Genomic DNA, 24,632 nt, shown 5'->3' on the forward strand with positions numbered 1-24,632 from the left:
CGACTTCTCGCACCGGATGTCACCCTACTCACGCGAATTCAGGGCCCATCCCGCAGCTGCCGCACAAGCCTGGTCGTTACCAGTGTGGCGGGTGGTGTAGATGATGCCGTTGCGACTACCCTTGCCGTCATGCCCAGTAAGACCGCCGCCCGCTCCGGAAGCCGAACGAGCAGGTCAAAGGCCACTTCGCGGTCCAGCGGGTCGCGCGGCGCGCGACCGGCGGCGTCCCGCCGCAAGCCCGGCAGGCCCACCCGGCGGCGGCAGCACCCGCCGCTGGTCGCCGCGGGCCTGACCTGCGGCCGCGCCCTGCGCGCCGGCTGGATGCTGGCCGCCCGGGGCACCGGCGGCGCGGCCCGGTCGATCGGGCGGGCCCGCGACATCGACCCCGGGCACCGCCGCGACGGCATCGCGCTGCTGCTGCTGGGCTTCTCGGTGGTGGTCGCCGCCAGCTCGTGGTTCCACGCCGCCGGGCCGGTCGGGGCCTGGGTGGACACCGCGCTGCGGACGTTCATCGGCGCGGGCGTGCTGGCGCTGCCGGTCGTCACGGCCGCGGTGGCGGTGACGCTGATGCGCACCGAGCCCGATCCCGACGTGCGGCCCAGGCTGATCCTTGGCGCCGGGCTGATCGCCCTGTCGGTGCTGGGCCTGCGCCACCTGTGGTCGGGATCGCCGGGCGACCCCGACGCGCGCCGGCGCGCGGCCGGATTCATCGGCTTCGCCATCGGCGGCCCGCTCTCCGACGGGCTGACGCCCTGGATCGCGGCGCCGCTGCTGTTCATCGGCTTCATGTTCGGGCTGCTGCTGTTGACCGGCACCACCATCCGCGAGCTGCCCGTGGTGATGCGCAACCTGTTCCACACCCGGTTCGTCGAGGACTACAACGACGAGGACTACACCGACGCGGACTACACCGACGGGGACTACGGCGACGAGCCCTACGACTACGCCGGCGAATTCGACGACGCGACCGCGCAACCGGAGCCGGAACCGGCGGCGTGGGCGCCCGACGACGACGCCCAGGCCGCGCTGCAGGACGACATCCCCACCGTGCCCGAGCCCGCCGTCAAAACCGGGCGCGGCCGCAAGCGGGGACGCGCGGCCGACAACTCCGACACCATCGAGCTGGACCGGGTGGTCGAGGGACCCTACGTGCTGCCGTCGCTGAGCCTGCTGGTGGCCGGGGACCCGCCGAAGAAGCGCAGCGCCGCGAACAACGTCATGGCCGACGCCATCACCGAGGTGCTCAACCAGTTCAAGGTGGACGCCGCCGTCACCGGCTGCACCCGCGGGCCGACCGTGACCCGCTACGAGGTGGAGCTGGGGCCCGGGGTGAAGGTGGAGAAGATCACCGCCCTGCAGAAGAACATCGCGTACGCGGTGGCCACCGAGAGCGTGCGGATGCTGGCGCCCATCCCCGGCAAGTCGGCCGTCGGCATCGAGGTGCCCAACACCGACCGCGAGATGGTGCGGCTGGCCGACGTGCTGACCGCCCCGTCCACCCGTCGCGACCACCACCCGCTGGTGATCGGCCTGGGCAAGGACATCGAGGGCGACTTCATTTCGGCGAACCTGGCCAAGATGCCGCACCTGCTGGTGGCCGGCTCCACCGGCTCGGGCAAGTCCAGCTTCGTCAACTCGATGCTGATCTCGCTGCTGGCCCGGGCCACCCCGGAAGAGGTCAGGATGATCCTGATCGACCCGAAGATGGTGGAACTGACGCCCTACGAAGGCATTCCGCATCTGATAACCCCGATCATCACCCAGCCCAAGAAGGCCGCCGCGGCGCTGGCCTGGCTGGTCGAGGAGATGGAGCAGCGCTACCAGGACATGCAGGCCTCCCGGGTGCGCCACATCGACGACTTCAACGCCAAGGTGCGCTCCGGTGAGATCACCGCGCCGCTGGGCAGCCAGCGCGAATACCGGCCCTACCCGTACGTGGTGGCAATCGTCGACGAACTGGCCGACCTGATGATGACCGCGCCGCGCGACGTCGAGGACGCCATCGTGCGGATCACCCAGAAGGCCCGCGCCGCGGGCATTCACCTGGTGCTGGCCACCCAGCGCCCGTCCGTCGACGTCGTCACCGGCCTGATCAAGACCAACGTGCCGTCCCGGCTGGCGTTCGCGACGTCGTCGCTCACCGACTCCCGGGTGATCCTGGACCAGGCCGGCGCGGAGAAGCTGATCGGCATGGGCGACGGCCTGTTCCTGCCGATGGGCGCGTCCAAGCCGATCCGGTTGCAGGGCGCCTTCATCACCGACGAGGAGATCCAGGCCGTCGTCGCCGCCTGCAAGGACCAGGCCGAACCCGAGTACACCGAGGGCGTCACCGCCGTCAAAACCAGCAGCGAACGCGCCGACGTCGACCCCGACATCGGCGACGACATGGACGTGTTCCTGCAGGCCGTCGAGCTAGTGGTGTCCAGTCAGTTCGGCTCCACCTCGATGCTGCAGCGCAAGCTGCGGGTCGGGTTCGCCAAGGCCGGCCGGCTGATGGACCTGATGGAGACCCGCGGCATCGTCGGGCCCTCCGAGGGGTCCAAGGCGCGCGAGGTGCTGGTCAAGCCCGACGAGCTGGCCGGCACGCTGGCGCTGATCCGCGGCTCCGGGGCCGGATCGGCCGACGCCGACGGCGGCGATCCCGACTAGCGCCGTTTAGCGCCGAACGTCACGCCAGCGTGACGCTCGGCCGCCAGCGTCACGCCAGCGTGACGCCCGGCCGCCAGCGTCACGCCAGCGTGACGCCCGCGCGGCGCGAGCGAGGCCTAGAGCACCAGCAGCATCCGCGAGTTGCCGAGGATGTTCGGCTTGACGTAGCTCAGGTCCAAAAATTCGGCCACCCCGATGTCGTAGGAGCGGCACATCTCCTCGAACACCTCGGCGGTCACCGGCGTGCCCTCGATCTCGGTGAAGCCGTGCTTGCCGAAGAACTCGGTCTCGAACGTCAACACGAACAGCCGCTTGAGCTCCAGCTCGCGGGCGACCTGCAGCAGCCGGTCCACGATCGCGTGGCCGATGCCGTGACCGGTCATCGCGGGGTTGACCGCGACGGTGCGGATTTCGCCGAGGTCCGACCACAGCACGTGCAGCGCCCCGCACCCGACCACCCGGCCCGGGGAATCGGGGAGCTCGGCCACCCAGAATTCCTGGACCGCCTCATACAGCGTCACGAGGTTCTTTTCCAGCAGGATCTTTCCCGCGTAGGTGTCGACGAGTTCTTTGATGGCGGGAACATCGGACGTTCGCGCGCGTCGAACCAGCGGCCGGTAGCGCTGCGGACTTTCGGTCACGGCTAACAGTATCGGCATCACGGACGGCTGCGCTGGTCAACCGTTATTCTGTTGCGGTGCCGGGGCAGCCGCAGACGGGTCCGATGGTAGGGCGGGCAAACATCGCCAACCTGGCCAACACGTTGACCCTGCTGCGGCTGGTGTTGGTGCCGGTCTTTCTGCTCGCCCTGTTCGCCGGTGACGGCCACGAGACCGGCTTCCGCATCCTGGCTTTCCTGATCTTCGCGTTCGCCTGCATCACCGATCGGCTGGACGGGCTGCTGGCCCGCAACTACGGGATGGCCACCGAATTCGGCGCGTTCGTCGACCCGATCGCGGACAAGACGCTGGTCGGGTCGGCGCTGATCGGGCTGTCCATGCTCGGCGAGCTGCCGTGGTGGATCACCGTGCTGATCCTGGCCCGCGAATTCGGGGTCACCGTGCTGCGGTTGGCGGTCATCCGCCGGGGCGTGATCCCGGCCAGCTGGGGCGGCAAGCTCAAGACGGTGGTGCAGGTGTTCGCCATCGGTTTGTTCGTGCTGCCGTGGGCGGGCACGCCCGGGCCGTTCCGGGTGGGCGCGGCCGTGGTGATGGGCGCGGCCATCGTGCTCACGGTGATCACCGGGATCGACTACGTGGTCTCGACGGTGCGCGAAGTGCGCCGGACCGCCGCCTGATTCGGGCTGATTCGGCATCCCCGAACGGGAACCACCGCGGCCCCGCCGGCGTTCACCTAATTGAGCACCTGCCGGAGGCGAGTGAAGAGGCGTGCCGCGCAGGGCCGACTGGACGAAGGAGGGCGGGATGCCGCCATTGGTGCGCGAGGTCATCGGCGACGTACTGCGCGAGGCCCGCACGACGCAAGGCCGGACACTGCGCGAGGTGTCCGATACGGCGCGGGTGAGCCTCGGCTACCTGTCCGAGGTGGAACGCGGCCGCAAGGAGCCGTCCAGCGAGCTGCTCAACGCGATCTGCGACGCGCTGGACGTCCCGTTGTCGTCGGTGCTCACTGACGCCGGCGAGCGGATGGCCAGCGAGGAACGCGCGGCCGTCGCCGCGCCGGCCGGCCCCAGCATCGACGCCAGCACCAAGGTCGTCATCCCGCCGGTGGCCAGCCTGGCGCTGGCCTGAGCGGCGGGATCCCCGCAAGGGGTACGGCGATCGGCGCCGACCCACTAAATTGAGCGACAGGCGTGGAGCCTTTTCAGGGCCGCCGCGGCCCCTCGAGAAGCGAAGGTGGAGCTGACTGATGGCCAATCCGTTCGTCAAGGCGTGGAAGTACCTGATGGCGAAGTTCAACGCCACGATCGACGAGCGCGCCGACCCCAAGGTGCAGATCCAGCAGGCCATCGAGGAAGCCCAGCGCACCCACCAGGCGCTGACCCAGCAGGCCGCTCAGGTCATCGGCAACCAGCGCCAACTCGAGATGCGGCTCAACCGCCAGCTCGCCGACGTGGAGAAGCTGCAGGTCAACGTGCGTCAGGCGCTGACGCTGGCCGACCAGGCCACCGCCGCCGGCGACACCGCCAAGGCCACCGAGTACAACAACGCCGCCGAGGCGTTCGCCGCCCAGCTGGTCACCGCCGAGCAAAGCGTCGAAGACCTCAAGACGCTGCACGACCAGGCGCTCAACGCCGCCGCCCAGGCCAAGAAGGCGGTCGAGCAGAACGCGATGGTGCTGCAGCAGAAGATCGCCGAGCGCACCAAGCTGCTCAGCCAGCTCGAACAGGCCAAGATGCAGGAACAGGTCAGCGCCTCACTGCAGTCGATGAGCGAGCTGGCCGCCCCCGGCAACGTGCCCAGCCTGGACGAGGTGCGCGACAAGATCGAGCGGCGCTACGCCAACGCGATCGGGGCCGCCGAACTGGCACAGGGCTCCGTGCAGGGCAGGATGCTCGAGGTCGAGCAGGCCGGCGTGCAGATGGCCGGGCATTCCCGGCTCGAGCAGATCCGCGCCTCGATGCGGGGCGAGGCGTTGCCGACCGGAGGCACACCGGCCGCCGGCGGCACCCAGGCCACCCCCGCGCCCGGCCAGGGCGCCGGCGACGCGGTCAGCGAGAAACCACTTGGTCAGTAGCTCATGGCCGTGAACGCAACGCAGCCCGGGCCGTGGCGGGCGTTGCTGCAGCGCGGAGTGGCCGCCGCCGCCGACCTTTCCGACCTGGTGGCCCGCAAGATCAGCGCGGCCACGGACCCGCGGGCGCGCCTGCTGCGCCGCCGCCGCCGCGCGCTGCGCTGGGGCCTGATCTTCACCGCCGGGTGCGCGTTCTGGGCGGTGCTGACGATCGTGCTGGCCGCCTGGGGATGGTTCGCCCTGCTGCTGGAGATCACCGGCGCCGTCGCGGTCGTGATGGCCATTCCGGCGACGTTGCTGCTGCTGCGCTACCGCTGGCTGCGCGCCGAGCCGCTGCCGGCGCCCCGGCCGGCGACCGTGCGCCGGCTGCCGCCGCCGGGTTCGGCGGCCCGCCCGGCGATGTACGCGCTGGGCGCCTCCGAACGCGGCTTCGCCTCGTTGCTGGCCGTGCTGGAGCGGGGCGCGATGTTGCCGGCCGCCGAAATCCGCGACCTGACCGCGGCCGCCGGCCGCACCTCGGCGGCCATGGCGTCCACCGCCGCTCAGGTGGTGTCCATGGAACGGGCGGCGCAGGCCGGCGAGGAATCCCGGTCGTATCTGGCGCCCACCATCAACGCGTTCACCGCGCAGCTGAGCGCCGGGGTGCGCCAGTACAACGAAATGGTCACCGCCGCAGCGAGATTGGTGTCCGCGGCCAACGGTGACGGGTCAACCGCGTCGCAGCACTATCGGGCCGAGCTGGTCGGGGCCACCGACCGGCTGAACGGGTGGGCGCAGGCCTTCGACGAACTCGGCGGGTTACGCGGCGCCGGTTAGTCTTCCGGGCGCGGGCCGTAGCGCTCGATGTAGGAGCGGTGGATGTGGGCGTCGCGCTGCCGGGAGACCTCGTCGACCAGCTCGGGGTCCAGATCGTGCACGGCCAGCATGTGCCGGCGCCACACCTTGTTGAGCGCGTGCGAAAAATACACGAACGGAATGAGAATCGGCAGCGTCATGCTCAGGTGAACGTCGAGCGCCGTCGGGATCAACCAGAACGGGGCCAGCACCAGCACCGCCGGCACCGCCACCCGCCGCATCATCCGGGCCGTCGCGCCCTTGCCGGCCAGGTCGTTGCGCACCCAGTCGCGCATCGAGTCCGGCAGCCGCCCGCCGCAGCAATAGCGGACGAACTGAACGAAATTCGGCCGGGTGCGGCCCCTGTCCTGGCTCATGGCGCGCTCAGAACGTGGCTTTCAGCGACGGCAGCAGCAGCGCGGCCACCCCGCGCGCCGTGGCCTTGAGCATGTCGAAGAAGTCGAAGTAGTCCCGCCACAACGTGATTCGCCCGTTCTGCACCTCGAACACGCCGCACACCCAGAACTGCAGCCGCAGCGGGCCGAAGATCAGCGCATCGGTGCGTTCGGTGAGCACCGCGCCGCCGTCGGCCGCGATGCGGTGGATCTTCACCTCGAAGGCGGCGCGGCCCTCCATCCGGCGAAACAGCTTCATGGCTCGGGCCCGGCCGTGGATGGTGGGCAGCCCGACGTTCTCGTAGACGAGGTCGTCGGCCAGCGCGGCCTCGGCGGCGTCGTAATCCGCGTCCTGCAGCGCGTTGAGGAATCCTTCGACCGTACGGGTGTTCGCAACGGTGGTCCCAGTCAGCTCGGTCATATCGCCAGCGTAGGCGAGCGTGGCGGCCGAACGCTGTGGCAGGGTGAATCCGATGCGCGTCGCCGTGGTCGCCGGGCCGGATCCCGGGCATTCGTTCCCGGCGATCGCGCTGTGCCGCCGCTTCGCCGACGCCGGCGATACCCCCACGCTGTTCACCGGCGCCGAGTGGCTGGACACCGCCCGCGGCGCCGGCGTCGACGCCGTCGAACTGGACGGACTGGCGGCCACCGACGAGGACGTCGACGCCGGGGCCCGCATCCACCGCCGCGCCGCCCGGATGGCGGTGCTCAACGTGCCCGCCCTGCGCGACCTGGCGCCCGACCTGGTGGTGTCCGACGTCATCACCGCCGGCGGCGGGATGGCCGCCGAGCTGCTCGGCATCCCGTGGATCGAGCTCAGCCCGCATCCGCTCTACCTGCCGTCCAAGGGGTTGCCGCCGATCGGCAGCGGGCTGGCCACGGGCACCGGCCTGCGGGGCCGGCTGCGTGACGCCACCATGCGCGCGCTGACCGCGCGCTCCTGGCGGGCCGGGCTGCGGCAGCGCGCCGCGGCGCGGGCCGAGATCGGCTTGCCGGCCCGCGACCCGGGGCCGCTGCGCCGGCTGATCGCCACCCTGCCCGCCCTCGAGGTGCCCCGGCCCGACTGGCCGGACGAGGCCGTGCTGGTGGGGCCGCTGCACTTCGAGCCGACCGACCGGGTGCTGGACATCCCGGCCGGTTCCGGGCCGGTGGTGGTGGTCGCGCCGTCGACCGCGCAGACCGGCGCCCGGGGTCTGGCCGAGGTGGCGCTGTCCTGCCTGACGCCGGGGGAGACGCTGCCGGCCGGGGCGCGGTTGGTGGTGTCCCGGCTGGCCGGACCGGAGCTGGCGGCGCCGCCGTGGGCGGTGGTCGGGCTGGGCAGTCAGGCCGAGTTGCTGCGGCACGCCGACGTGGTGGTCTGCGGCGGCGGGCACGGGATGGTGGCCAAGACGCTGCTCGCCGGGGTGCCGCTGGTGGCGGTGCCCGGCGGCGGCGACCAGTGGGAGATCGCCAACCGGGTGGTCCGCCAGGGCAGCGCCCGGCTGATCCGGCCGCTGAGCGCCGACGCGCTGGTGGCCGCGGTGAACGAGGTGCTGTCGTCACCGGGCTACCGGGCGGCCGCGCAGCGCGCCGCCGCCGGCATCGCCGACGTCGCCGATCCGGTCCGGGTGTGCCGCGAGGCGCTGGCCGGATGACCTTATGCTTCGGCGGGAGGCACCCATCTCGGCGGGAGGCACCCATGAGGATCATCACCACGTTCGCCGCGGGCGCCGTGCTGGCCGGGGCGCTGTTCGGCTCGCCGTTGTGGGCCGGCCCGGCCCACGCCGACAGCGCCGATCAGCAGCAGGCCTGCCAGTTGATGGACGACCCGGCCGCCGCCGAGCAGGGACTGGCGCCGGCCGAGTACGCCTTCATGCAATTGCGCGCCACCATGTCCGCGCAACGCGCCCGCGACACCATGTCCCTGGCGGTGCAGACGTATTGCCCCAACCACCTCATCGACCTGCCGGCCAGCTGGCGCTGAGGACGCGTCTGGGTATGTTGGCTGGGATGCGGCTCACGGAGTTCCACGAGCGGGTGGTGTTGCGCTTCGGCACCACCTACGGCTCATCGGTGTTGGTGGATCACGTACTGACCGGTTTGGGCGGGCGGACGGCGGCGCAGGCGATCGAGGACGGTGTGGACCCGCGCGACGTCTGGCGGGCGTTGTGCGTCGACTTCGACGTGCCGCGGGAGCAATGGTGAGCCCGCAAGCGGGTGCTATCGATCCAGCACGCAGTCGCCGCACACCGAGCCCCCGGGCAGCCGGTAGAACAGGCAGCAGCTGGCCCGCCGGAAGTCCAGCGGCGGGCCGGTGATGGTGCCGGCGCCGGACATGATGCCGGTGTCCAGCAGCGCCAGGGTGGTCTCGACGATCGCGGAGCGCAGGTCCGGCCGCGCCGACAACAGCGCCCGCGCCGCCCCGACCAGCGCCGAGGCCACGTTGCCGGCGAGCAGGGCGGGCGCCAGCCCGACGCGCAGGCCCGCGGCCAGCGGACCCAGGTGCTCGTCCACCACGAGGCGATACAGCAGCTCGGGGTGCGGCGCGGTGACGCGCCGCCCGACGGGCTCGGGCAGCCGCAGCTGCGCGCCGGTCGCGGCGCGGTGCAGGTCGCCGAGGTCGGGGACGACGCCGTGGCCGATCGCGCAGCCCAGCACCGGCGACCACAGCCGGCTGGCGTGGGCCAGGTGCACCAGCGAGGCGCCGATCCGCAGGTCACGGGTGCGGTAGCGGCGGGCGGTGGCCGCGATCAGGTCGGCGCTGCCGTCGGCGTAGCACTCGGTGGCCGGGCGCCAGCCGGCCGGGTCGCCGCCCACGGTCAGCGCGAAGAAGCCGCCGTAGGACGACACTTCCGACAGTTGCGGGGAGATATCCAGGATGTCGGCCGGCCTTTCGCGGCTGCTGCGGCGCCCGCGGCGTGTCGAACTTGAATCGAACACCTGTTCGGCTACTGTGGGGGACGTTCGCAGCGTCAACTTGTCGGTGGCCTTCTCTAGTGTCACCGCCAACCGACCGATAACGGTCAGAAGACACACCGACTATAGGAGAGGCACCATGACGCAAGCCCCCGACCGCGAGAAGGCTCTCGAACTGGCGATGGCCCAGATCGAAAAGAGTTACGGGAAAGGCTCGGTGATGCGTCTCGGCGACGAGATGCGTCAGCCGATCTCGGTCATCCCGACCGGATCCATCGCCCTGGACGTCGCCCTGGGCATCGGCGGCCTTCCCCGCGGCCGGGTCGTGGAGATCTACGGCCCGGAATCCTCGGGTAAGACCACCGTCGCCCTGCACGCGGTGGCCAACGCCCAGGCCGCCGGCGGTGTCGCGGCGTTCATCGACGCCGAGCACGCGCTGGACCCCGAGTACGCCAAGAAGCTCGGCGTGGACACCGATTCGCTGCTGGTCAGCCAGCCGGACACGGGGGAGCAGGCGCTCGAGATCGCCGACATGCTGATCCGCTCCGGCGCGCTGGACATCCTGGTCATCGACTCGGTGGCCGCGCTGGTGCCGCGCGCCGAGCTGGAGGGCGAGATGGGGGACAGCCACGTCGGGCTGCAGGCCCGGCTGATGAGCCAGGCGCTGCGGAAAATGACTGGCGCGCTGAACAATTCGGGCACCACCGCGATCTTCATCAACCAGCTGCGGGAGAAGATCGGGGTGATGTTCGGCAGCCCGGAGACCACGACGGGTGGCAAGGCGTTGAAGTTCTACGCCTCGGTGCGCATGGACGTGCGCCGGATCGAGACGCTCAAGGACGGCACCAACGCGGTCGGCAACCGCACCCGGGTCAAGATCGTCAAGAACAAGGTGTCGCCGCCGTTCAAGCAGGCCGAGTTCGACATCCTCTACGGCCGGGGGATCAGCCGGGAGGGCTCGCTGATCGACATGGGTGTGGATCAGGGCTTCATCCGCAAGTCCGGTTCCTGGTTCACCTATGAGGGCGAGCAGCTCGGCCAGGGCAAGGAGAACGCCCGCACCTTCTTGATGGAGAACGACGAGGTCGCCAACGAGATCGAGAAGAAGATCAAGGAAAAGCTCGGCATTGGCGCGGTCGTGACCGATGACTTGTCCGATGACGGCGTCCTGCCCGCCCCCGTCGACTTCTGAGCCCTCCCGCGAGGAGCAGGCGCGGGCCCTGTGCCTGCGCCTGCTCACCGCGCGAGCGCGCACCCGCGCCGAGCTGCACGGCCGGCTGGCCAAACGGGGCTATCCCGACGACGTCAGCACCGCGGTGCTCGACCGGCTGGCCGCCGTCGGCCTGATCGACGACGCCGACTTCGCCCAGCAGTGGGTGCAGTCCCGGCGGGCGCATGCCGGCAAGAGCAAGCGCGCCCTGGCCGCCGAGTTGCACACCAAGGGGGTGGACAACGACGTGATCACCAGCGTGCTGGCCGGGATCGACGCCGGCGCCGAGCGGGACCGGGCCGAGCAACTGGTCCGGTCCAAGCTGCGCCGCGAGACGCTGGCGCAGGACGACGCGCGGGTGACCCGCCGGCTGGTGGGGATGCTGGCCCGGCGCGGCTACAGCCAGAACCTGGCGTGCGAGGTGGTGCTGGCCGAGCTGGCCGCCGAACGGGAGCGCCGCCGCGTCTAGCCGATGACGTGCGGTTTCTCCCGTGCGGACCGCTCGCCGTACCATGGCCCCGTGACTTCGACGGTGGCCCGGGATGTTTCGGGGGTGCGCACCTATCAGGTGCGCACCTACGGCTGCCAGATGAACGTGCACGACTCCGAGCGGCTGGCGGGTCTGCTGGAGGCGGCCGGCTACCGGCGGGCCGCCGAGGGGGCTGAGGTCGCCGACGTGGTGGTGTTCAACACCTGCGCGGTCCGGGAGAACGCCGACAACAAGCTGTACGGCAACCTCAGCCACCTGGCGCCGCGCAAGCGGGGCAACCCGGAGATGCAGATCGCGGTCGGTGGCTGCCTGGCCCAGAAGGACCGCGAGGCCGTGCTGCGCCGGGCGCCCTGGGTCGACGTCGTGTTCGGCACCCACAACATCGGGTCGCTGCCCACCCTGCTGGAGCGGGCCCGGCACAACAAGGCCGCCCAGGTGGAGATCGCCGAGGCGCTGCAGCAGTTCCCCTCGTCGCTGCCCAGTGCGCGCGAATCCGCTTATGCTGCTTGGGTTTCCATCTCGGTCGGCTGCAACAACAGCTGCACGTTCTGCATCGTCCCGTCGCTGCGCGGCAGGGAGGTCGACCGCAGTCCCGACGACATCCTGGCCGAGGTCAGGTCCCTGGTGGCCGACGGCGTCCTCGAGGTCACGCTGCTGGGGCAGAACGTCAACGCCTACGGGGTGTCCTTCGCCGACCCGGCGCTGCCCCGCGACCGCGGCGCGTTCGCCCGGCTGTTGCGGGCCTGCGGCGAGATCGACGGGCTGGAACGGGTGCGGTTCACCTCGCCGCATCCGGCCGAGTTCACCGACGACGTCATCGAGGCCATGGCGCAGACCCCGAACGTGTGCCCCGCCCTGCACATGCCGCTGCAGTCCGGCTCCGACCGGGTGCTGCGCGCGATGCGGCGCTCGTACCGCGCCGAGCGTTATCTCGGCATCATCGACCGGGTCCGGGCCGCCATGCCGCACGCCGCCATCACCACCGACCTGATCGTCGGGTTCCCCGGCGAGACCGAAGAGGACTTCGCGGCCACCCTGGACGTGGTGCGCCGGGCCCGGTTCGCGGCCGCCTTCACCTTCCAGTACTCCAAGCGGCCCGGCACCCCGGCCGCCGAGCTCGACGGGCAGATCCCGAAAGCCGTTGTGCAGGAACGCTATGAGCGCCTCGTCGAGCTGCAGGAGTCGATCTCGCTGCAGGGCAACCAGGCCCTGGTCGGCCAGACCGTCGAGCTGCTGGTCGCCACGGGGGAGGGTCGCAAGGACAGCGCCACCGCCCGGATGAGCGGACGCGCCCGCGACGGCCGGCTGGTGCACTTCGCCGCCGACGACCGGGTGCGCCCCGGCGACCTGGTCACCACGGTCATCACCGGGGCCGCACCGCACCACCTGATCGCCGACGCCGGCGTCCTCCGCCATCGCCGCACCCGGGCCGGTGACGCGCACGCGGCCGGCCGGCGCCCGCGCGGCGTCGGTCTCGGCATGCCCGCCGTCGGGCCGCCGGCCGGCCCGGCCCAACCCGTTGGATGTGCCTCATGAACGACGACCGCAACCACGACGACCCCCAGCTGGGCGCGCTGCGCACCGAGATCGAGGCCGCCGAACGGCGGGTGGCCGGCGGCATCGACCCCGGCGCCCGCGGCTTCGCGGTGTCGATCCTGGTGTTCGTGCTGCTGGGCTCGTTCATCCTGCCGCACACCGGCGACGTGCGCGGCTGGGACGTGTTGTTCGGCACCCACGACGCCGGCGCCGCCGCGGTGGCCCTGCCGTCCCGGGTGTTCGGCTGGCTGGCGCTGGTGTTCGGCGTGGGCTTCTCGACGCTGGCGCTGGTGACCCGGCGCTGGGCGCTGGCCTGGATTGCGTTGGCGGGCACCGCGATTGCCGGCGCCGCGGGGATGCTGGCGATCTGGTCGCGGCAGACCGTGCCCGCCGGGCATCCCGGGCCGGGGTGGGGCCTGATCGTCGCCTGGATCACCGTGCTGGTGCTCATCTACCAGTGGGCCCGGGTGGTGTGGTCGCGCACCATCGTGCAGCTCGCCGCCGAGGAGCAGCGCCGCCGGGTCGCCGCGCAACAGCAGTCGACCACCCTGCTCGACGATCTGCCCAAGCCCGAGGATCCCGCCGCCGGGGCCTGACGCCGGCGGTCAGGGCTTGCGGGACAGCGCCTCGACGGCCGCCTGCGCCCACTGCCGCCACTGCTCGGCGTTGGCCCGCGCCTCCTCGGCCTCCTTGGTGCGGCCCGCCGCGGCGGCCTTGCGGGCCTGCTGTTCGTACTGCTCGGCGCGGGCCTGGAACTGCTCGGCCCGGGCCTGCGCCTGCGGGTCGGACCAGCCCGCGTCGCCGGCCTCGCGCACCTTCTTCTCCACCGCGCGCAGCCGGCGCTCCAGCTCGGCGGAGCGCTCCCGCGGCACCTTGCCGATCGCATCCCACTTCTCGGCGATCGCGCGCAGCGCCGCCCGGGCGGCGTCGTGGTTGCCGGTGTCCAGTTTCTCCGCCTCGGCCAGCAGCGCCTCCTTGGCGGCGGCGTTGGCGCGCAACTCCGCGTCCTTCTCTGCCGTCGCGGCGTTGCGCGCGGTGAAGAACACGTCCTGGGCCTGCTTGAACCGCCGCCACAGCGCGTCGTCGACCTCCCGGGCCGCGCGGCCGGCCGCCTTCCATTCAGCCAGCAGCTTGCGGAATTCCGCGCTGGTGGCCGTCCAGTCGGTCGATCCGGATAGCTCCTCGGCCCGCTCGCAGAGCCGCTCCTTGGCCTGGCGGATGCTCGAGCGTTCCCGGTCCAACTCGGCGAAATGGGCGCCCCGCCGCCGGTTGAAGGCCTCCCGGGCCGCGCTGTAGCGCTTCCACAGCGCATCGTCCACCCGGCGGTCCAGGCCGGTGATGGTCTTCCACTCGTCGAGGATTGCGCGCAGCCGGTCGCCGGCGGCCTTCCACTGCGTCGAGTTGGCGGCCAGCTCCTCGGCCTCGGCGGCCAGCGCCTCCTTGCGGGCGGTCTGCGCGGCCCGATGCTCCTCGCGCCGCGAGCGCTCGGCGGCGACGGCCGCCTCGGCCTGTTCGGCGATGCTGGCCAGCCGGGCCGCGAGCGCATCGATGTCGCCCAGCACCGTCGCCGTCGGCAGCGCCTCGGCCAGCTCGGAGGCGTGCGCCTTGATCTTGCGCGCATCCCCGGTCCCGGACGCCAGCCGCTCCTCCATCAGGGTGACCTCGGTGGCCAGGTCGTCGAACCGCCGGCCGAAGTGGGCGAACGCGGCCTCCCGGTCGCCGGCCTGCCAGGAGCCGACGACGCGCTCGCCGGCCGCGCTGATCAGCCACACCGTGCCGTCGTCGTCCACCCGCCCGAACCGGTGCGGGTCGCTGGGCGGCGGCGGCACCACCACCGGGTGGGCGGCCGGGCGCCCCGCGCTCACGGGCCGGGGACCGGGTCGCGGACCCGGGCGCGGCGCAGGCCGAGCCGAATCGTCGCGAGGCTGGTCACCCGTCATGCGCTCGTCACTACACCTTTCGCACCGTCCGCGCGGGTCAGTGTCCCGCGCGCCTGCCGCGCGTGGCGGCACCGTCTCCTGCAGCCGCGGATGACCGATCCAGGTTTTCCCAGCAGCTGCTTAACAGTATTCAAGCAGCTTGCCCCGCCGCTCGCCGCCACCTTGGCATTCCACCGAAGAACGCCCGCCGGCTCCCTGTGACGTTCTCTTAGAGTTATCCAAGCGGCTACATAGATTGCTGAAGTAATAATCGAGTGATCACCTTGGGACGCGGTCCGCCAACGTGTGGAACGTCATGAATTTGTAGTTGAACTGAACGCGAATTGTGCGTGCATTTGCTTGCGCCTCGGGGAAAGCTAGTCCGGACGGGTCGCGAGGCGGAGGGGTCGGAACATGTCGAAGGTTGATGTCGCTGCGTTGATCGCCCTGTGCGCGGCGTTGGCCTCCGCGGTCGGCGACGTGATCCGCCAGCGCTCCGCGCACGAGATCACCGACAAACCGGTGGGCCACCTCGAACTGTTCCGCATGTCGCTGCGCGACACGCGCTGGTGGCTGGGCGGCCTGGCCGCGATCACCAACTACAGCCTGCAGGCCGCCGCGCTGGCCTGGGGGTCGGTGGTGCTGGTGACCGCCCTGCAGGTGACGGCGCTGCTGTTCGCCCTGCCCCTCTACGCGCGGCTGGCCCACCAGCGGATCAAACCGCGGGAGTGGGCGTGGGCGCTGATTCTGGCCACCGCCCTGGCCGTGGTGATCATCGTCGGCGACCCGGCATCCGGCAAGCAGCGCGCCCCGCTGCACATCTGGGTGATCGTGGCCCTGGTCATGGTGCCGGTGCTGGTGGCCTGCGTGGTGGCGGCGCGCAGGTGGGCCGGCAGCCCGTTCGCGGCGGTGCTGCTGGCGGTGGTCGCGGGTTCGTCGCTGGCGCTGTTCGCGGTGCTGACCAAGGGTGTGGTCGAGATGTCCGAGCACAGCCTGGTCGGTGTGCTGACCTCGCCGGAGTTCGTGCCCTGGCTGTTGGTGGCGCTGACCGGGATGATCTTCCAGCAATCGGCGTTTCGCGCCGGCGCGCTGACCGCCTCGCTGCCGACGATGACGGTGGCCAAGCCGGTGGTGGCCGGGCTGCTCGGCGTGCTGGTGCTCGACGAGACGCTCAACGCGCACGGTCCCAAGGCGTTCGTGCTGGTCGGCGCCGTCGCGGTGGTGATCGTCGCGACCATCGCGCTGGCCCGCGGCGAGGCCGCCAGCATCAACCGGCCCGAGCCCGGCCCGGGCAGCGCCCCGCGAAAAGCCCGTGACACCGCCGCCGACGTCGCCGCGGACGACGACGACACCGGTCCGTTCAGCGGCCGGCTGCTGGTGGCCGACAGCTCCCGGTGGTGACCCCGGGCGCGCCGGGCCGCGTTAGTTTGGTGGCGTGCTGAGCGTCATCGCCATCGTCCCGTCGGCGCCGGTGCTCGTCCCCGAGCTCGCCGGAACCGCCGCCGACGAGCTGGCCGAGCTGAGCGCCGCGACGCTCGCGGCGGCCGCGTTGCTGCCCGATCGCTGGCTGATCGTCGGGACCGGCGCCGCCGACCAGGAGCTGGGTGACGACGCGGTGGGCACCTTCGCCGGGTTCGGGGTGGACGTGCCGGTCCGGCTGTCCCCGCCGGCCGACGGCCGGGCCGAGACGGCCCCGGCCGCGCTCCCGCTGTGCGTGCTGCTGGGCGGCTGGCTTCGCGGCCAGGTCCAGCCGCGGGCCGCCGCCCGGGCCCGCATCTATCGCGCCGATTACGACGCCGACACCGCCGTGCGCCGCGGCCGGCAGTTGCGCGCCGAGCTGGACGCGCTGCCCGAACCGGTCGGGGTGCTGGTGGTGGCCGACGGCGCGAACACCCTGACCCCGGCCGCCCCCGGCGGTCACCACCCCGGCGACGCCGCCGCGCAGCAGGCCCTGGACGACGCGCTGGCCGGCGGTGACATCGCCGCGCTGCGCCGCCTGCCGGGCCAGATCCTGGGCCGGGTCGCCTTCGGGGTGCTGGCCGGGCTGGCCGAGCCGGGGCCGCGCTCGGCCAAGGAACTCTACCGGGGGGCGCCCTACGGGGTGGGCTACTTCGCCGGCGCCTGGCAGCTGTGACGGCGGCCGTGCGGCCACTGGCGATCATCGGCCCCACCGGCACCGGCAAGTCCCAGCTGGCGCTGGACGTCGCCGAACGGCTCGGGCCACTCGGCGCCGAGATCGTCAACGCCGACGCGATGCAGCTCTACCGCGGGATGGACATCGGCACCGCCAAGCTGCCCGTCGACGCCCGCCGCGGCATCCCGCACCACCAGCTCGACGTCCTCGACGTCACCCAGACCGCGACCGTCGCCCGCTACCAGCGCGCCGCCGCGGCCGACATCGAGGCCATCCTGGCCGCCGGCGCGGTGCCGATCATCGTGGGCGGCTCCATGCTCTACATCCAGTCGCTGCTCGACGACTGGTCGTTCCCGGCCACCGATCCGCGGGTGCGGGCGCGCTGGGAGCGGCGGCTGGCCGAGGTCGGGGTGGGCGAGCTGCACGCCGAGCTGGCCCGCCGCGATCCCGCGGCCGCCGCGGCGATCCTGCCCACCGACGCCCGGCGCACGGTGCGGGCGCTCGAGGTCATCGAGCTGACCGGCCGGCCGTTCGCCGCGTCCGCGCCGCGGATCGGCGCGCCGCGGTGGGACACCGTCATCATCGGATTGGATTGCGACACAACCGTTCTCGACGAGCGGCTGGCCCGGCGCACCGACGCGATGTTCGAGCAGGGCCTGGTGGCGGAGGTGACCGGGCTGCTCGGGCGGGGACTGCGCGACGGGGTCACCGCCGCGCGCGCCCTGGGCTACGCGCAGGTGATCGCCGCGCTCGACGCCGGCGGCGGCGACGAGCAGCTGCGGCAGGCCCGCGAGCAGACCTACGCGGGCACCCGCCGCTACGTGCGCCGGCAACGGTCCTGGTTTCGGCGCGACCACCGGGTGCGCTGGCTCGACGCCGGCGCCTGCAGCCCGCCCCGCCTCGTCGACGCCGCCCTGGACGCCTGGCGCCACGTATCCTGAGCAGGTGAAATTCGCGAAGGGCCACGGCACCGAGAACGACTTCGTGCTGCTGTGCGACACCCCGGCCGAGCTGCGCCTGACCGCGGCGGGCGTGGCCGCGCTGTGCGACCGGCGGCGCGGGCTGGGCGCCGACGGGGTGCTGCGGGTCACCACCGCCGGCGCCGCCGCCGCGGCCGGCGTGCTGGACCGGCTGCCCGACGGCGTGGCCGGCGACGACTGGTACATGGACTACCGCAACGCGGACGGCTCGGTGGCCCAGATGTGCGGCAACGGCGTGCGGGTCTTCGCGCACTATCTGCGCGCCAGCGGGCTGGAGACCCGCGACGAATTCGTGGTCGGGTCGCTGGCCGGCCCCCGGCCGGTCACCGTGCACGCCGCCGACGCGACCGGCGCCGACGTCAGCGTCGACATGGGCAAGGCCAACACGCTGGGCAGCGGGGGCAAGGCCTTCGAGGCGACCGTGGGGGGCCGGCGGTTCGCCGGCCTGGCGGTAGACGTGGGCAACCCCCACCTGGCGTGCGTGGACCCCGAGCTGAGCGTCGACGAGCTGGCCGCGCTGGACGTCGCCGCGCCGGTGAGCTTCGATGCCGCCCAGTTCCCGGACGGGGTCAACGTCGAGGTCCTCACCGCACCGGCGGCCGGGGTGGTGCACATGCGCGTGCACGAGCGCGGCGTGGGCGAGACGCGCTCCTGCGGCACCGGAACCGTCGCGGCCGCCGTCGCCGCGCTGACCGCCGCCGGCGCCGACACCGGCACCCTGACCGTGCGGGTACCGGGCGGCGACGTCGTCGTCACCGTCACCGACGCCACCAGCTACCTGCGCGGGCCGTCGGTGCTGGTGGCCCACGGCGAAATCAGCGAGGAATGGTGGCAGCAAGCGCAGCGTTAATTCAGATGCACGCCACCGAGGTTGCGTGCATCATCTCTTATTGCCTATGACACATCCCGAATTCCGCGACGACGCTCCGGCCATCACGGAGCCGAGCACCGGCGAACTCGCCCTGGAAGACCGGTCGGCGCTACGCCGCGTCGCCGGCCTGTCCACCGAGCTCACCGACATCTCCGAGGTCGAATACCGCCAGCTGCGGCTGGAACGGGTGGTGCTGGTCGGTGTGTGGACCGACGGCACCGCCGCCGACAGCCGGGCCAGCATGGCCGAGCTGGCCGCGCTGGCCGAGACGGCCGGCTCCCAGGTGCTCGAGGGGCTGATCCAGCGCCGCGACAAGCCCGACCCGTCGACCTACATCGGCTCGGGCAAGGCGGCCGAGCTGCGCGACGTGGTGCTGGCCACCGGCGCCGACACCGTGATCTGCGACGGCGAACTGTCCCCGGCGCAGCTGACCGCGCTGGAAAAGGCGGTGAAGGTCAAGGTGATCGACCGCACCGCGCTGATCCTCGATATCTTCGCCCAGCACGCCACCAGCCGGGAGGGCAAGGCGCAGGTGTCGCTGGCCCAGATGGAGTACATGCTGCCGCGGCTGCGCGGCTGGGGCGAGTCGATGTCCCGGCAGGCCGGTGGCCGCGCCGGCGGCAGCGGGGGAGGCGTGGGGCTGCGCGGTCCCGGTGAGACCAAGATCGAAACCGATCGGCGCCGCATCCGCGAGCGAATGGCCAAGCTGCGCCGCGAGATCAAGGACATGAAGCAGGTCCGCGACACCCAGCGCAGCCGCCGGCTGCACAGCGACGTGCCCTCGATCGCCATCGTCGGCTACACCAACGCCGGCAAGTCCAGCCTGCTCAACGCGCTGACCGGGGCGGGCGTGCTGGTGCAGGACGCCCTGTTCGCCACCCTGGAGCCCACCACCCGGCGCGCCGAATGGGACGACGGCCGGGCGTTCGTGCTCACCGACACCGTCGGCTTCGTCCGGCACCTGCCCACCCAGCTGGTCGAGGCGTTCCGCTCCACCCTGGAGGAGGTCGTCGACGCCGATTTGCTGGTGCACGTCGTCGACGGCTCCGACGTCAACCCGCTGGCCCAGATCGACGCCGTGCACCAGGTGATCTCCGAGGTCATCGCCGACCATCACGGCGATCCGCCGCCCGAGCTGCTGGTGGTGAACAAGACCGACGCCGCCGGCGACGTGGCGCTGGCCAAGCTGCGGCACGCCCTGCCCGGCGCGGTGTTCGTGTCCGCGGCCACCGGGGACGGCATCGACGGCCTGCGCCGCCGGATCGCCGAACTGGCGGTTCCGGCCGAGGCCGCCGTGGACGTGGTGATCCCCTATCACCGCGGCGACCTGGTGGCCCGGCTGCACGCCGCCGGGCGGGTGCAGCAGGAGGAGCACAACGCCGAGGGCACCCGGATCAAGGCGCGCGTTCCGCTGGCCCTGGCCGGGCGGCTGCGCGAGTTCGCCGCCCCCTGAGCCGTCCCCTGACCCCGGCGGCTGCCGACCAACCGTCTGGTTGGTATATGTTGGGCGGCAGCAATCCCAGTCGCCCGGAGGTCGTCCATGAGCAGCGCCATCAAATACCAGCGCACGCTTTTCGAGTCAGAACACGAACTGTTCCGCGAGTCCTACCGGGCCTTCCTCGATCGTCACGTCGCGCCGTATCACGACGAATGGGAGAAGGCGAAGATCGTCGACCGCGGGGTGTGGCTCGAGGCCGGCAAGCAGGGCTTCCTGGGCATGGCGGTGCCCGAGGAGTACGGCGGCGGGGGCAACCCCGATTTCCGGTACAACACCATCATCACCGAGGAGACCACCCGCGGCCGCTACAGCGGGATCGGCTTCGGCCTGCACAACGACATCGTCGCGCCCTACCTGCTGGCCCTGGCCACCGAGGAGCAGAAGCAGCGCTGGCTGCCGAAATTCTGCACCGGAGAACTGATTACGGCGATCGCGATGACCGAGCCGGGCACCGGCAGCGACCTGCAGGGCATCAAGACCCGGGCGGTCAAGCAGGGCGACCACTACGTGCTCAACGGGTCAAAGACGTTCATCACCAACGGAATCAACTCCGATCTGGTGATCGTGGTGGCCCAGACCGATCCGGACAAGGGGGCGCAGGGCTTTTCGCTGCTCGTGGTGGAGCGCGGCATGGAGGGCTTCGAGCGGGGACGGCACCTGGACAAGATCGGGCTGGACGCCCAGGACACCGCCGAGCTGTCCTTCACCGACGTGCACGTGCCCGCCGAGAACCTGCTGGGCCAGGAGGGCATGGGATTCATCTACCTGATGCAGAACTTGCCGCAGGAACGGATCTCGATCGCCGTCATGGCGGCCGCGGCGATGGAGCAGGTGCTGGAGCAGACGCTGGAATACACCAAGGAGCGCAAGGCATTCGGCAAGTCCATCGGCAGCTTCCAGAACAGCCGGTTCGTGCTGGCCGAGCTGGCGACGGAGGCCACCGTGGTGCGCATGATGGTCGACGAGTTCGTCCGCCTGCACCTGGACCACAAGCTGACCGCCGAACAGGCCGCCATGGCCAAGTGGTACTCCACCGAAAAGCAGGTGCACCTGATCGACCGCTGCCTGCAATTGCACGGCGGCTACGGCTACATGCGCGAATACCCGGTCGCTCGTGCCTATCTGGATGCCCGGGTGCAGACCATTTACGGCGGCACCACCGAGATCATGAAGGAAATCATCGGCCGCAGCCTCGGCGTCTAGCGTTTCGCGCGGCCGGGGGCACGCCGGGTCGCGATTCGGACATGGCCCCGCATCGGTTCGACATCGATGCGGTATCCGTTTTTGTAAAATTCGTAATTTGACTTCGCATTTCTTGTTGGCTGGAGCAAAGTAATGCGAGCCCGGCGACAAGGCGGATCGTGAGTGGGTCCTTTCCCCGCGCCATCGCGGCCCGCGCGCCGGAGACGCAGTACGGGCGTCGCCGCAAAGGGAGCCATGCCCGTCGGCTGGAAGGCTTGGTGAAGGTGCACAGAGGTCGGATGCGCAAGCTGGTCGGAAGCGCGCTGGTCAGCTTGACGACCACAGCACTGGCCGCGGTACTCCTGGCGCCCGCCGCGACGGCGAGCCCGATCGGCGACGCCGAGGCGGCGATCATGGCGGCCTGGGAGAAGGCCGGCGGCGACACCTCCCCGCTGGGCGCCCGCAAGGGCGACGTGTATCCCGTCGGGGACGGGTTCGCGCTGGACTTCGATGGCGGCAAGATGTTCTTCACCCCGGCCACCGGCGCGAAATTCGCCTACGGGCCGATCCTGGACAAATACGAGTCGCTGGGCGGGCCGGCCGGCAGCGACCTGGGCTTCCCGGCCATCAACGAGGTGCCGGGCCTGGCCGGTCCCGACAGCCGGGTGGTCACCTTCTCGGCCAGCGACAAGCCGGTGATCTTCTGGACGCCCGAGCACGGCGCCCACGTGGTGCGCGGCGCCATCAACTCGGCCTGGGACAAGCTCGGCAGCTCGGGCGGGGTGCTCGGGGTGCCGGTCGGTGACGAGACCTACAACGGCGAGGTGTCCACCCAGAAATTCAGCGGCGGCCAGGTGTCCTGGAACCGGCAGACCAAGCAGTTCAGCACCGAACCGCCGGGGCTGGCCGACCAGTTGAAGGGTCTGCAGGTCGCCATCGATCCCACCGCCGCCATCAACACGGCCTGGCGCGCGGCCGGCGGGCCCGGCGGCCCGCTGGGCGCCAAGCAGGGCGGACCCACCCCGGTCGGAGCCGACGGGATCGTGCAGAACTTTGCCGGCGGCAAGGTGTTCTTCACCCCGGCCACCGGGGCGAACGCGCTGGAAAGCGACATCCTGGCCAAATACGAGTCGCTGGGCGGGCCGGCCGGCAGCGACCTGGGATTCCCCACCACCAACGAGACCGACGGCGGCATCGGGCCGTCCAGCCGGATCGCCACCTTCTCGGCCCCCGACAAGCCGGTGATCTTCTGGACGGCCGACCACGGCGCCTTCGTGGTGCGCGGCGCGATGCGGGCCGCCTGGGACAAACTCCGCGCTCCGGCCGGCAAACTGGGCGCGCCGGTCGGCGACCAGGCCGTGGACGGCGACGTGATCTCCCAGCAGTTCACCGGCGGCAAGGTCTCCTGGAACCGGGCCAAGAACACGTTCAGCACCGACCCGTCGAACCTGGCGCCGCTGCTGTCCGGCCTGCAGATCTCGGGCCAGAACCAGCCGAGCAGTTCGGCCATGCCGGCCCACCCCAAGAAGTTCAGCTGGCATTGGTGGTGGCTGATGGCCGCGATCCCGGTCGCGGTCCTGCTGGTGCTGCTGATCTGGGTGCTGTTCGTCTGGCGCCGCCGCCGGCCCGGGCCCGAGGCCACCGGCTACGGCGTCGACCACGGCTACGACGCGGCCGAGGGGCAGTGGGGACACGACGACGCCGACGTGGCCACCGAGCACTTCGGCGCGCCGCCGTCCGGTGAGCCGCCGGCCGGGTCCGGGGCCGCCGCCCGGGTCAGCTGGCAGCGCCAGGCCCCCGCCGACGGCGGGTACGGGTTCGAGGAGGAGGACCCCGACGCGGTCGACACCGATTCGATCCCGGTGGTCTCCGACGAGATGCTCGCCGAAGCCGACTATCCCGCCGCCGAGGCCGACTACACCGACTACACCGACGCCGTCCCGGAGGTCGCCGAGCCCGAGACCGCCGACGACGCCGCCTACGCCGACGCCGACTACGCCGAGGTCGACTACCCGGATGTCGGCTACCGGGAGGACGAGTATCCCGACCTCGCCGTGCCGCACACCCCGCCCGACGCTGACGCCGTGACGGGCGGCATCCCGGCCGCCGAGGCCGACGACGAATACACCGAGCTGGCCGCGCCGCAAGCGCAGCCCGAAGAGCGCCCGGAACCGCAGCCGGGACCGGAGGAGGTGGCGGAGGCCGCCGGCGGTGCCGTCGCCGCCGGTGTTGCCGGGACCCGACCGCGGTCCGGACGGCACGCCGCCGCGGACGAGGAGGACGCCTCGGAGAACGGTCTGGCCGGCCCGGACGGGCGGCCGACGATCCACCTGCCGCTGGACGACCCCTACCAGGCGCCGGAGGGTTACCCGATCAAGGCCAGCGCTCGCTACGGCCTGTACTACACGCCGGGCAGCGACCTGTACCGGGACACGCTGCCCGAGCTGTGGCTGTCCAGCGAAGAGGTCGCGCAGGCCAACGGTTTCACCAAGGCCGACTGACCGGCGTCACACCTTGCGGATCACCGTGACCACCTTGCCCAGCACGGTCGCGTCGTTACCGGGAATGGGGTCGAACGCCGGGTTGTGCGGCATCAGCCAGACCTGACCGCCGGCGCGTTTGAACGTCTTGACGGTGGCCTCGCCGTCGATCATGGCCGCGACGATGTCGCCGTTGTCGGCGACGTGCTGCTGGCGCACCACCACCCAGTCGCCGTCGCAGATCGCCGCCTCGACCATCGAGTCACCGACCACCTTGAGCAGGAAAAGCGTTCCGTCGCCGACCAACTCGCGCGGCAGGGGAAAGACGTCCTCGACGGCCTCCTCGGCGAGGATGGGCCCGCCGGCCGCGATCCGCCCGAGCACCGGGACGAAGGTGGGTTCGGGCAGCGCGTCGGAGCCGGCCACCTCGGTGGCGGGCGCGGCCACGTCGTCGTCCACGCCGCGGACATCGACCGCGCGCGGCCGGTTGGGGTCGCGGCGCAGATACCCCTTGCGTTCCAGGGTGCGCAGCTGGTGGGCCACCGAGGAGGTCGACGTCAGGCCGACGGCGTCGCCGATCTCCCGGATGCTCGGCGGGTAGCCGCGGCTGGTCACCGAGGCGCGGATGACATTCAGGATGGTGCGCTGCCGTTCGGTCAGCGAGGGATCCACGGCGTGCAGCCGGCCGTCCGGTCCGGCTGATGAACTGTCGTTGCTGTCGTCCATGGCACCGAATGTAACCCCATCGCCGACAAGAATCAAACATGTGTTCGACTGGCGTGTCGTGCCCGACCCCGGTGCCGGCCGCGGAGCCCGCCTGGGGCCTAAAGACCCTACAACTGCGGAATCACACATGTGTAACTTT

General features: G+C 71.6%; 25 protein-coding genes. 19 read left to right on the forward strand and 6 right to left on the reverse strand.

The features are described from left to right. Positions 1-129 precede the first annotated feature (129 nt). Entirely contained in the window at positions 130-2,649 is a 2,520-nt protein-coding gene (locus H7I87_RS15720; RefSeq protein ID WP_196766654.1) for an FtsK/SpoIIIE family DNA translocase, read from the forward strand. Positions 2,650-2,765: 116 nt separating this feature from the next. Here the strand turns inward: H7I87_RS15720 and H7I87_RS15725 are convergent, their stop codons facing one another. After that, positions 2,766-3,290: an amino-acid N-acetyltransferase gene (locus H7I87_RS15725; protein WP_003878638.1), complete on the reverse strand. Its 525-nt coding sequence runs from the start codon at positions 3,288-3,290 to the stop codon at positions 2,766-2,768. 83 nt (positions 3,291-3,373) lie between these two features. Between H7I87_RS15725 and pgsA the strand changes: the two genes are divergently transcribed. The 4 genes from pgsA to pspM all read left to right on the forward strand — a co-directional run bounded on the left by pgsA (position 3,374) and on the right by pspM (position 6,159). Further along, the gene (gene pgsA / locus H7I87_RS15730) at positions 3,374-3,946 is read left to right on the forward strand and encodes a CDP-diacylglycerol--glycerol-3-phosphate 3-phosphatidyltransferase (protein ID WP_003875200.1); all 573 of its coding nucleotides are present in this window, start codon (positions 3,374-3,376) and stop codon (positions 3,944-3,946) included. Between the two features lie 127 nt (positions 3,947-4,073). Beyond that, positions 4,074-4,400, forward strand: a complete 327-nt coding sequence (gene clgR / locus H7I87_RS15735; RefSeq protein WP_003875201.1) for a transcriptional regulator ClgR — start codon at positions 4,074-4,076, stop codon at positions 4,398-4,400. A gap of 118 nt (positions 4,401-4,518) precedes the next feature. Continuing rightward, positions 4,519-5,346: a phage shock protein PspA gene (gene pspA, locus H7I87_RS15740; RefSeq protein WP_011725584.1), complete on the forward strand. Its 828-nt coding sequence runs from the start codon at positions 4,519-4,521 to the stop codon at positions 5,344-5,346. Positions 5,347-5,349: 3 nt separating this feature from the next. Next, positions 5,350-6,159, forward strand: coding sequence for a phage shock envelope stress response protein PspM (pspM, locus tag H7I87_RS15745; RefSeq protein ID WP_011725583.1), 810 nt, complete (start codon positions 5,350-5,352; stop codon positions 6,157-6,159). Here the strand turns inward: pspM and H7I87_RS15750 are convergent. Both H7I87_RS15750 and H7I87_RS15755 read right to left on the reverse strand, forming a co-directional pair. Further along, positions 6,156-6,554, reverse strand: coding sequence for a DUF5313 domain-containing protein (locus H7I87_RS15750; RefSeq protein WP_023861134.1), 399 nt, complete (start codon positions 6,552-6,554; stop codon positions 6,156-6,158). The two genes, pspM and H7I87_RS15750, sit on opposite strands and share 4 nt — an antisense overlap. Positions 6,555-6,561: 7 nt before the next feature. Then, the gene (locus H7I87_RS15755; RefSeq protein WP_009977994.1) at positions 6,562-6,993 is read right to left on the reverse strand and encodes a limonene-1,2-epoxide hydrolase; all 432 of its coding nucleotides are present in this window, start codon (positions 6,991-6,993) and stop codon (positions 6,562-6,564) included. A gap of 52 nt (positions 6,994-7,045) precedes the next feature. Here H7I87_RS15755 and H7I87_RS15760 point away from each other — a divergent pair, with 52 nt between their 5' ends. From H7I87_RS15760 to H7I87_RS15770, 3 genes are read left to right on the forward strand one after another with little or no spacing between them, the layout of a single operon-like run. Then, positions 7,046-8,206, forward strand: a complete 1,161-nt coding sequence (locus H7I87_RS15760; protein ID WP_011725581.1) for a glycosyltransferase — start codon at positions 7,046-7,048, stop codon at positions 8,204-8,206. Between the two features lie 44 nt (positions 8,207-8,250). Next, on the forward strand, positions 8,251-8,535 hold the full coding sequence (locus H7I87_RS15765; RefSeq protein ID WP_003875207.1) for a hypothetical protein: 285 nt from the start codon (positions 8,251-8,253) through the stop codon (positions 8,533-8,535). Between the two features lie 26 nt (positions 8,536-8,561). Then, complete coding sequence (locus tag H7I87_RS15770) at positions 8,562-8,756, forward strand: DUF3046 domain-containing protein (protein ID WP_009977991.1); 195 nt, start codon at positions 8,562-8,564, stop codon at positions 8,754-8,756. Between the two features lie 15 nt (positions 8,757-8,771). Here H7I87_RS15770 and H7I87_RS15775 read toward each other — a convergent pair whose 3' ends face one another. Beyond that, positions 8,772-9,428 carry a (2Fe-2S)-binding protein gene (locus H7I87_RS15775; protein ID WP_031347707.1) on the reverse strand — a complete coding sequence of 219 codons (657 nt, stop codon included), beginning with the start codon at positions 9,426-9,428 and terminating at the stop codon, positions 8,772-8,774. A 178-nt stretch (positions 9,429-9,606) separates the two neighbouring features. On the opposite strand from H7I87_RS15775, the gene recA reads away from it, so the two are divergent. From recA to H7I87_RS15795, 4 genes are read left to right on the forward strand one after another with little or no spacing between them, the layout of a single operon-like run. Next, positions 9,607-10,659 carry a recombinase RecA gene (gene recA / locus H7I87_RS15780; RefSeq protein ID WP_003875210.1) on the forward strand — a complete coding sequence of 351 codons (1,053 nt, stop codon included), beginning with the start codon at positions 9,607-9,609 and terminating at the stop codon, positions 10,657-10,659. Further along, positions 10,625-11,146 carry a recombination regulator RecX gene (gene recX / locus H7I87_RS15785; RefSeq protein ID WP_011725579.1) on the forward strand — a complete coding sequence of 174 codons (522 nt, stop codon included), beginning with the start codon at positions 10,625-10,627 and terminating at the stop codon, positions 11,144-11,146. The genes recA and recX overlap by 35 nt, the downstream gene beginning before the upstream one ends. Positions 11,147-11,197: 51 nt before the next feature. Then, complete coding sequence (gene miaB, locus H7I87_RS15790; RefSeq protein ID WP_196243706.1) at positions 11,198-12,703, forward strand: tRNA (N6-isopentenyl adenosine(37)-C2)-methylthiotransferase MiaB; 1,506 nt, start codon at positions 11,198-11,200, stop codon at positions 12,701-12,703. Beyond that, positions 12,700-13,299, forward strand: coding sequence for an Rv2732c family membrane protein (locus H7I87_RS15795; RefSeq protein ID WP_063967002.1), 600 nt, complete (start codon positions 12,700-12,702; stop codon positions 13,297-13,299). Before miaB ends, H7I87_RS15795 begins: the two co-directional genes overlap by 4 nt. 9 nt (positions 13,300-13,308) lie before the next feature. On the opposite strand, the gene H7I87_RS15800 is transcribed toward H7I87_RS15795, so the two are convergent. Further along, positions 13,309-14,643 (reverse strand): DUF349 domain-containing protein, encoded by a 1,335-nt coding sequence (locus tag H7I87_RS15800; RefSeq protein ID WP_062887777.1) that lies wholly within the window; start codon positions 14,641-14,643, stop codon positions 13,309-13,311. A gap of 393 nt (positions 14,644-15,036) precedes the next feature. On the opposite strand from H7I87_RS15800, the gene H7I87_RS15805 reads away from it, so the two are divergent. The 7 genes from H7I87_RS15805 to H7I87_RS15835 all read left to right on the forward strand — a co-directional run bounded on the left by H7I87_RS15805 (position 15,037) and on the right by H7I87_RS15835 (position 23,788). Then, positions 15,037-16,023, forward strand: coding sequence for a DMT family transporter (locus tag H7I87_RS15805; RefSeq protein WP_019733527.1), 987 nt, complete (start codon positions 15,037-15,039; stop codon positions 16,021-16,023). 34 nt (positions 16,024-16,057) lie between these two features. Then, a complete protein-coding gene (locus tag H7I87_RS15810) occupies positions 16,058-16,756 on the forward strand; it encodes a class III extradiol ring-cleavage dioxygenase family protein (RefSeq protein ID WP_033712685.1) in 699 nt (232 codons plus the stop codon). A gap of 8 nt (positions 16,757-16,764) precedes the next feature. Next, the gene (gene miaA, locus H7I87_RS15815; protein ID WP_031347710.1) at positions 16,765-17,697 is read left to right on the forward strand and encodes a tRNA (adenosine(37)-N6)-dimethylallyltransferase MiaA; all 933 of its coding nucleotides are present in this window, start codon (positions 16,765-16,767) and stop codon (positions 17,695-17,697) included. 4 nt (positions 17,698-17,701) lie between these two features. After that, the gene (gene dapF / locus H7I87_RS15820) at positions 17,702-18,586 is read left to right on the forward strand and encodes a diaminopimelate epimerase (protein WP_033718100.1); all 885 of its coding nucleotides are present in this window, start codon (positions 17,702-17,704) and stop codon (positions 18,584-18,586) included. Positions 18,587-18,632: 46 nt separating this feature from the next. Continuing rightward, a complete protein-coding gene (gene hflX / locus H7I87_RS15825) occupies positions 18,633-20,060 on the forward strand; it encodes a GTPase HflX (RefSeq protein ID WP_033727158.1) in 1,428 nt (475 codons plus the stop codon). An 87-nt stretch (positions 20,061-20,147) separates the two neighbouring features. Beyond that, the gene (locus tag H7I87_RS15830; protein WP_011725571.1) at positions 20,148-21,308 is read left to right on the forward strand and encodes an acyl-CoA dehydrogenase family protein; all 1,161 of its coding nucleotides are present in this window, start codon (positions 20,148-20,150) and stop codon (positions 21,306-21,308) included. A 278-nt stretch (positions 21,309-21,586) separates the two neighbouring features. After that, positions 21,587-23,788 carry an LGFP repeat-containing protein gene (locus tag H7I87_RS15835; protein WP_033727157.1) on the forward strand — a complete coding sequence of 734 codons (2,202 nt, stop codon included), beginning with the start codon at positions 21,587-21,589 and terminating at the stop codon, positions 23,786-23,788. A gap of 6 nt (positions 23,789-23,794) precedes the next feature. Here H7I87_RS15835 and lexA read toward each other — a convergent pair whose 3' ends face one another. Continuing rightward, entirely contained in the window at positions 23,795-24,493 is a 699-nt protein-coding gene (lexA, locus tag H7I87_RS15840) for a transcriptional repressor LexA (protein ID WP_009977973.1), read from the reverse strand. Positions 24,494-24,632: the final 139 nt, after the last annotated feature.

It is taken from the genome of Mycobacterium timonense (assembly GCF_025821985.1).
Lineage (GTDB): Bacteria > Actinomycetota > Actinomycetes > Mycobacteriales > Mycobacteriaceae > Mycobacterium > Mycobacterium avium.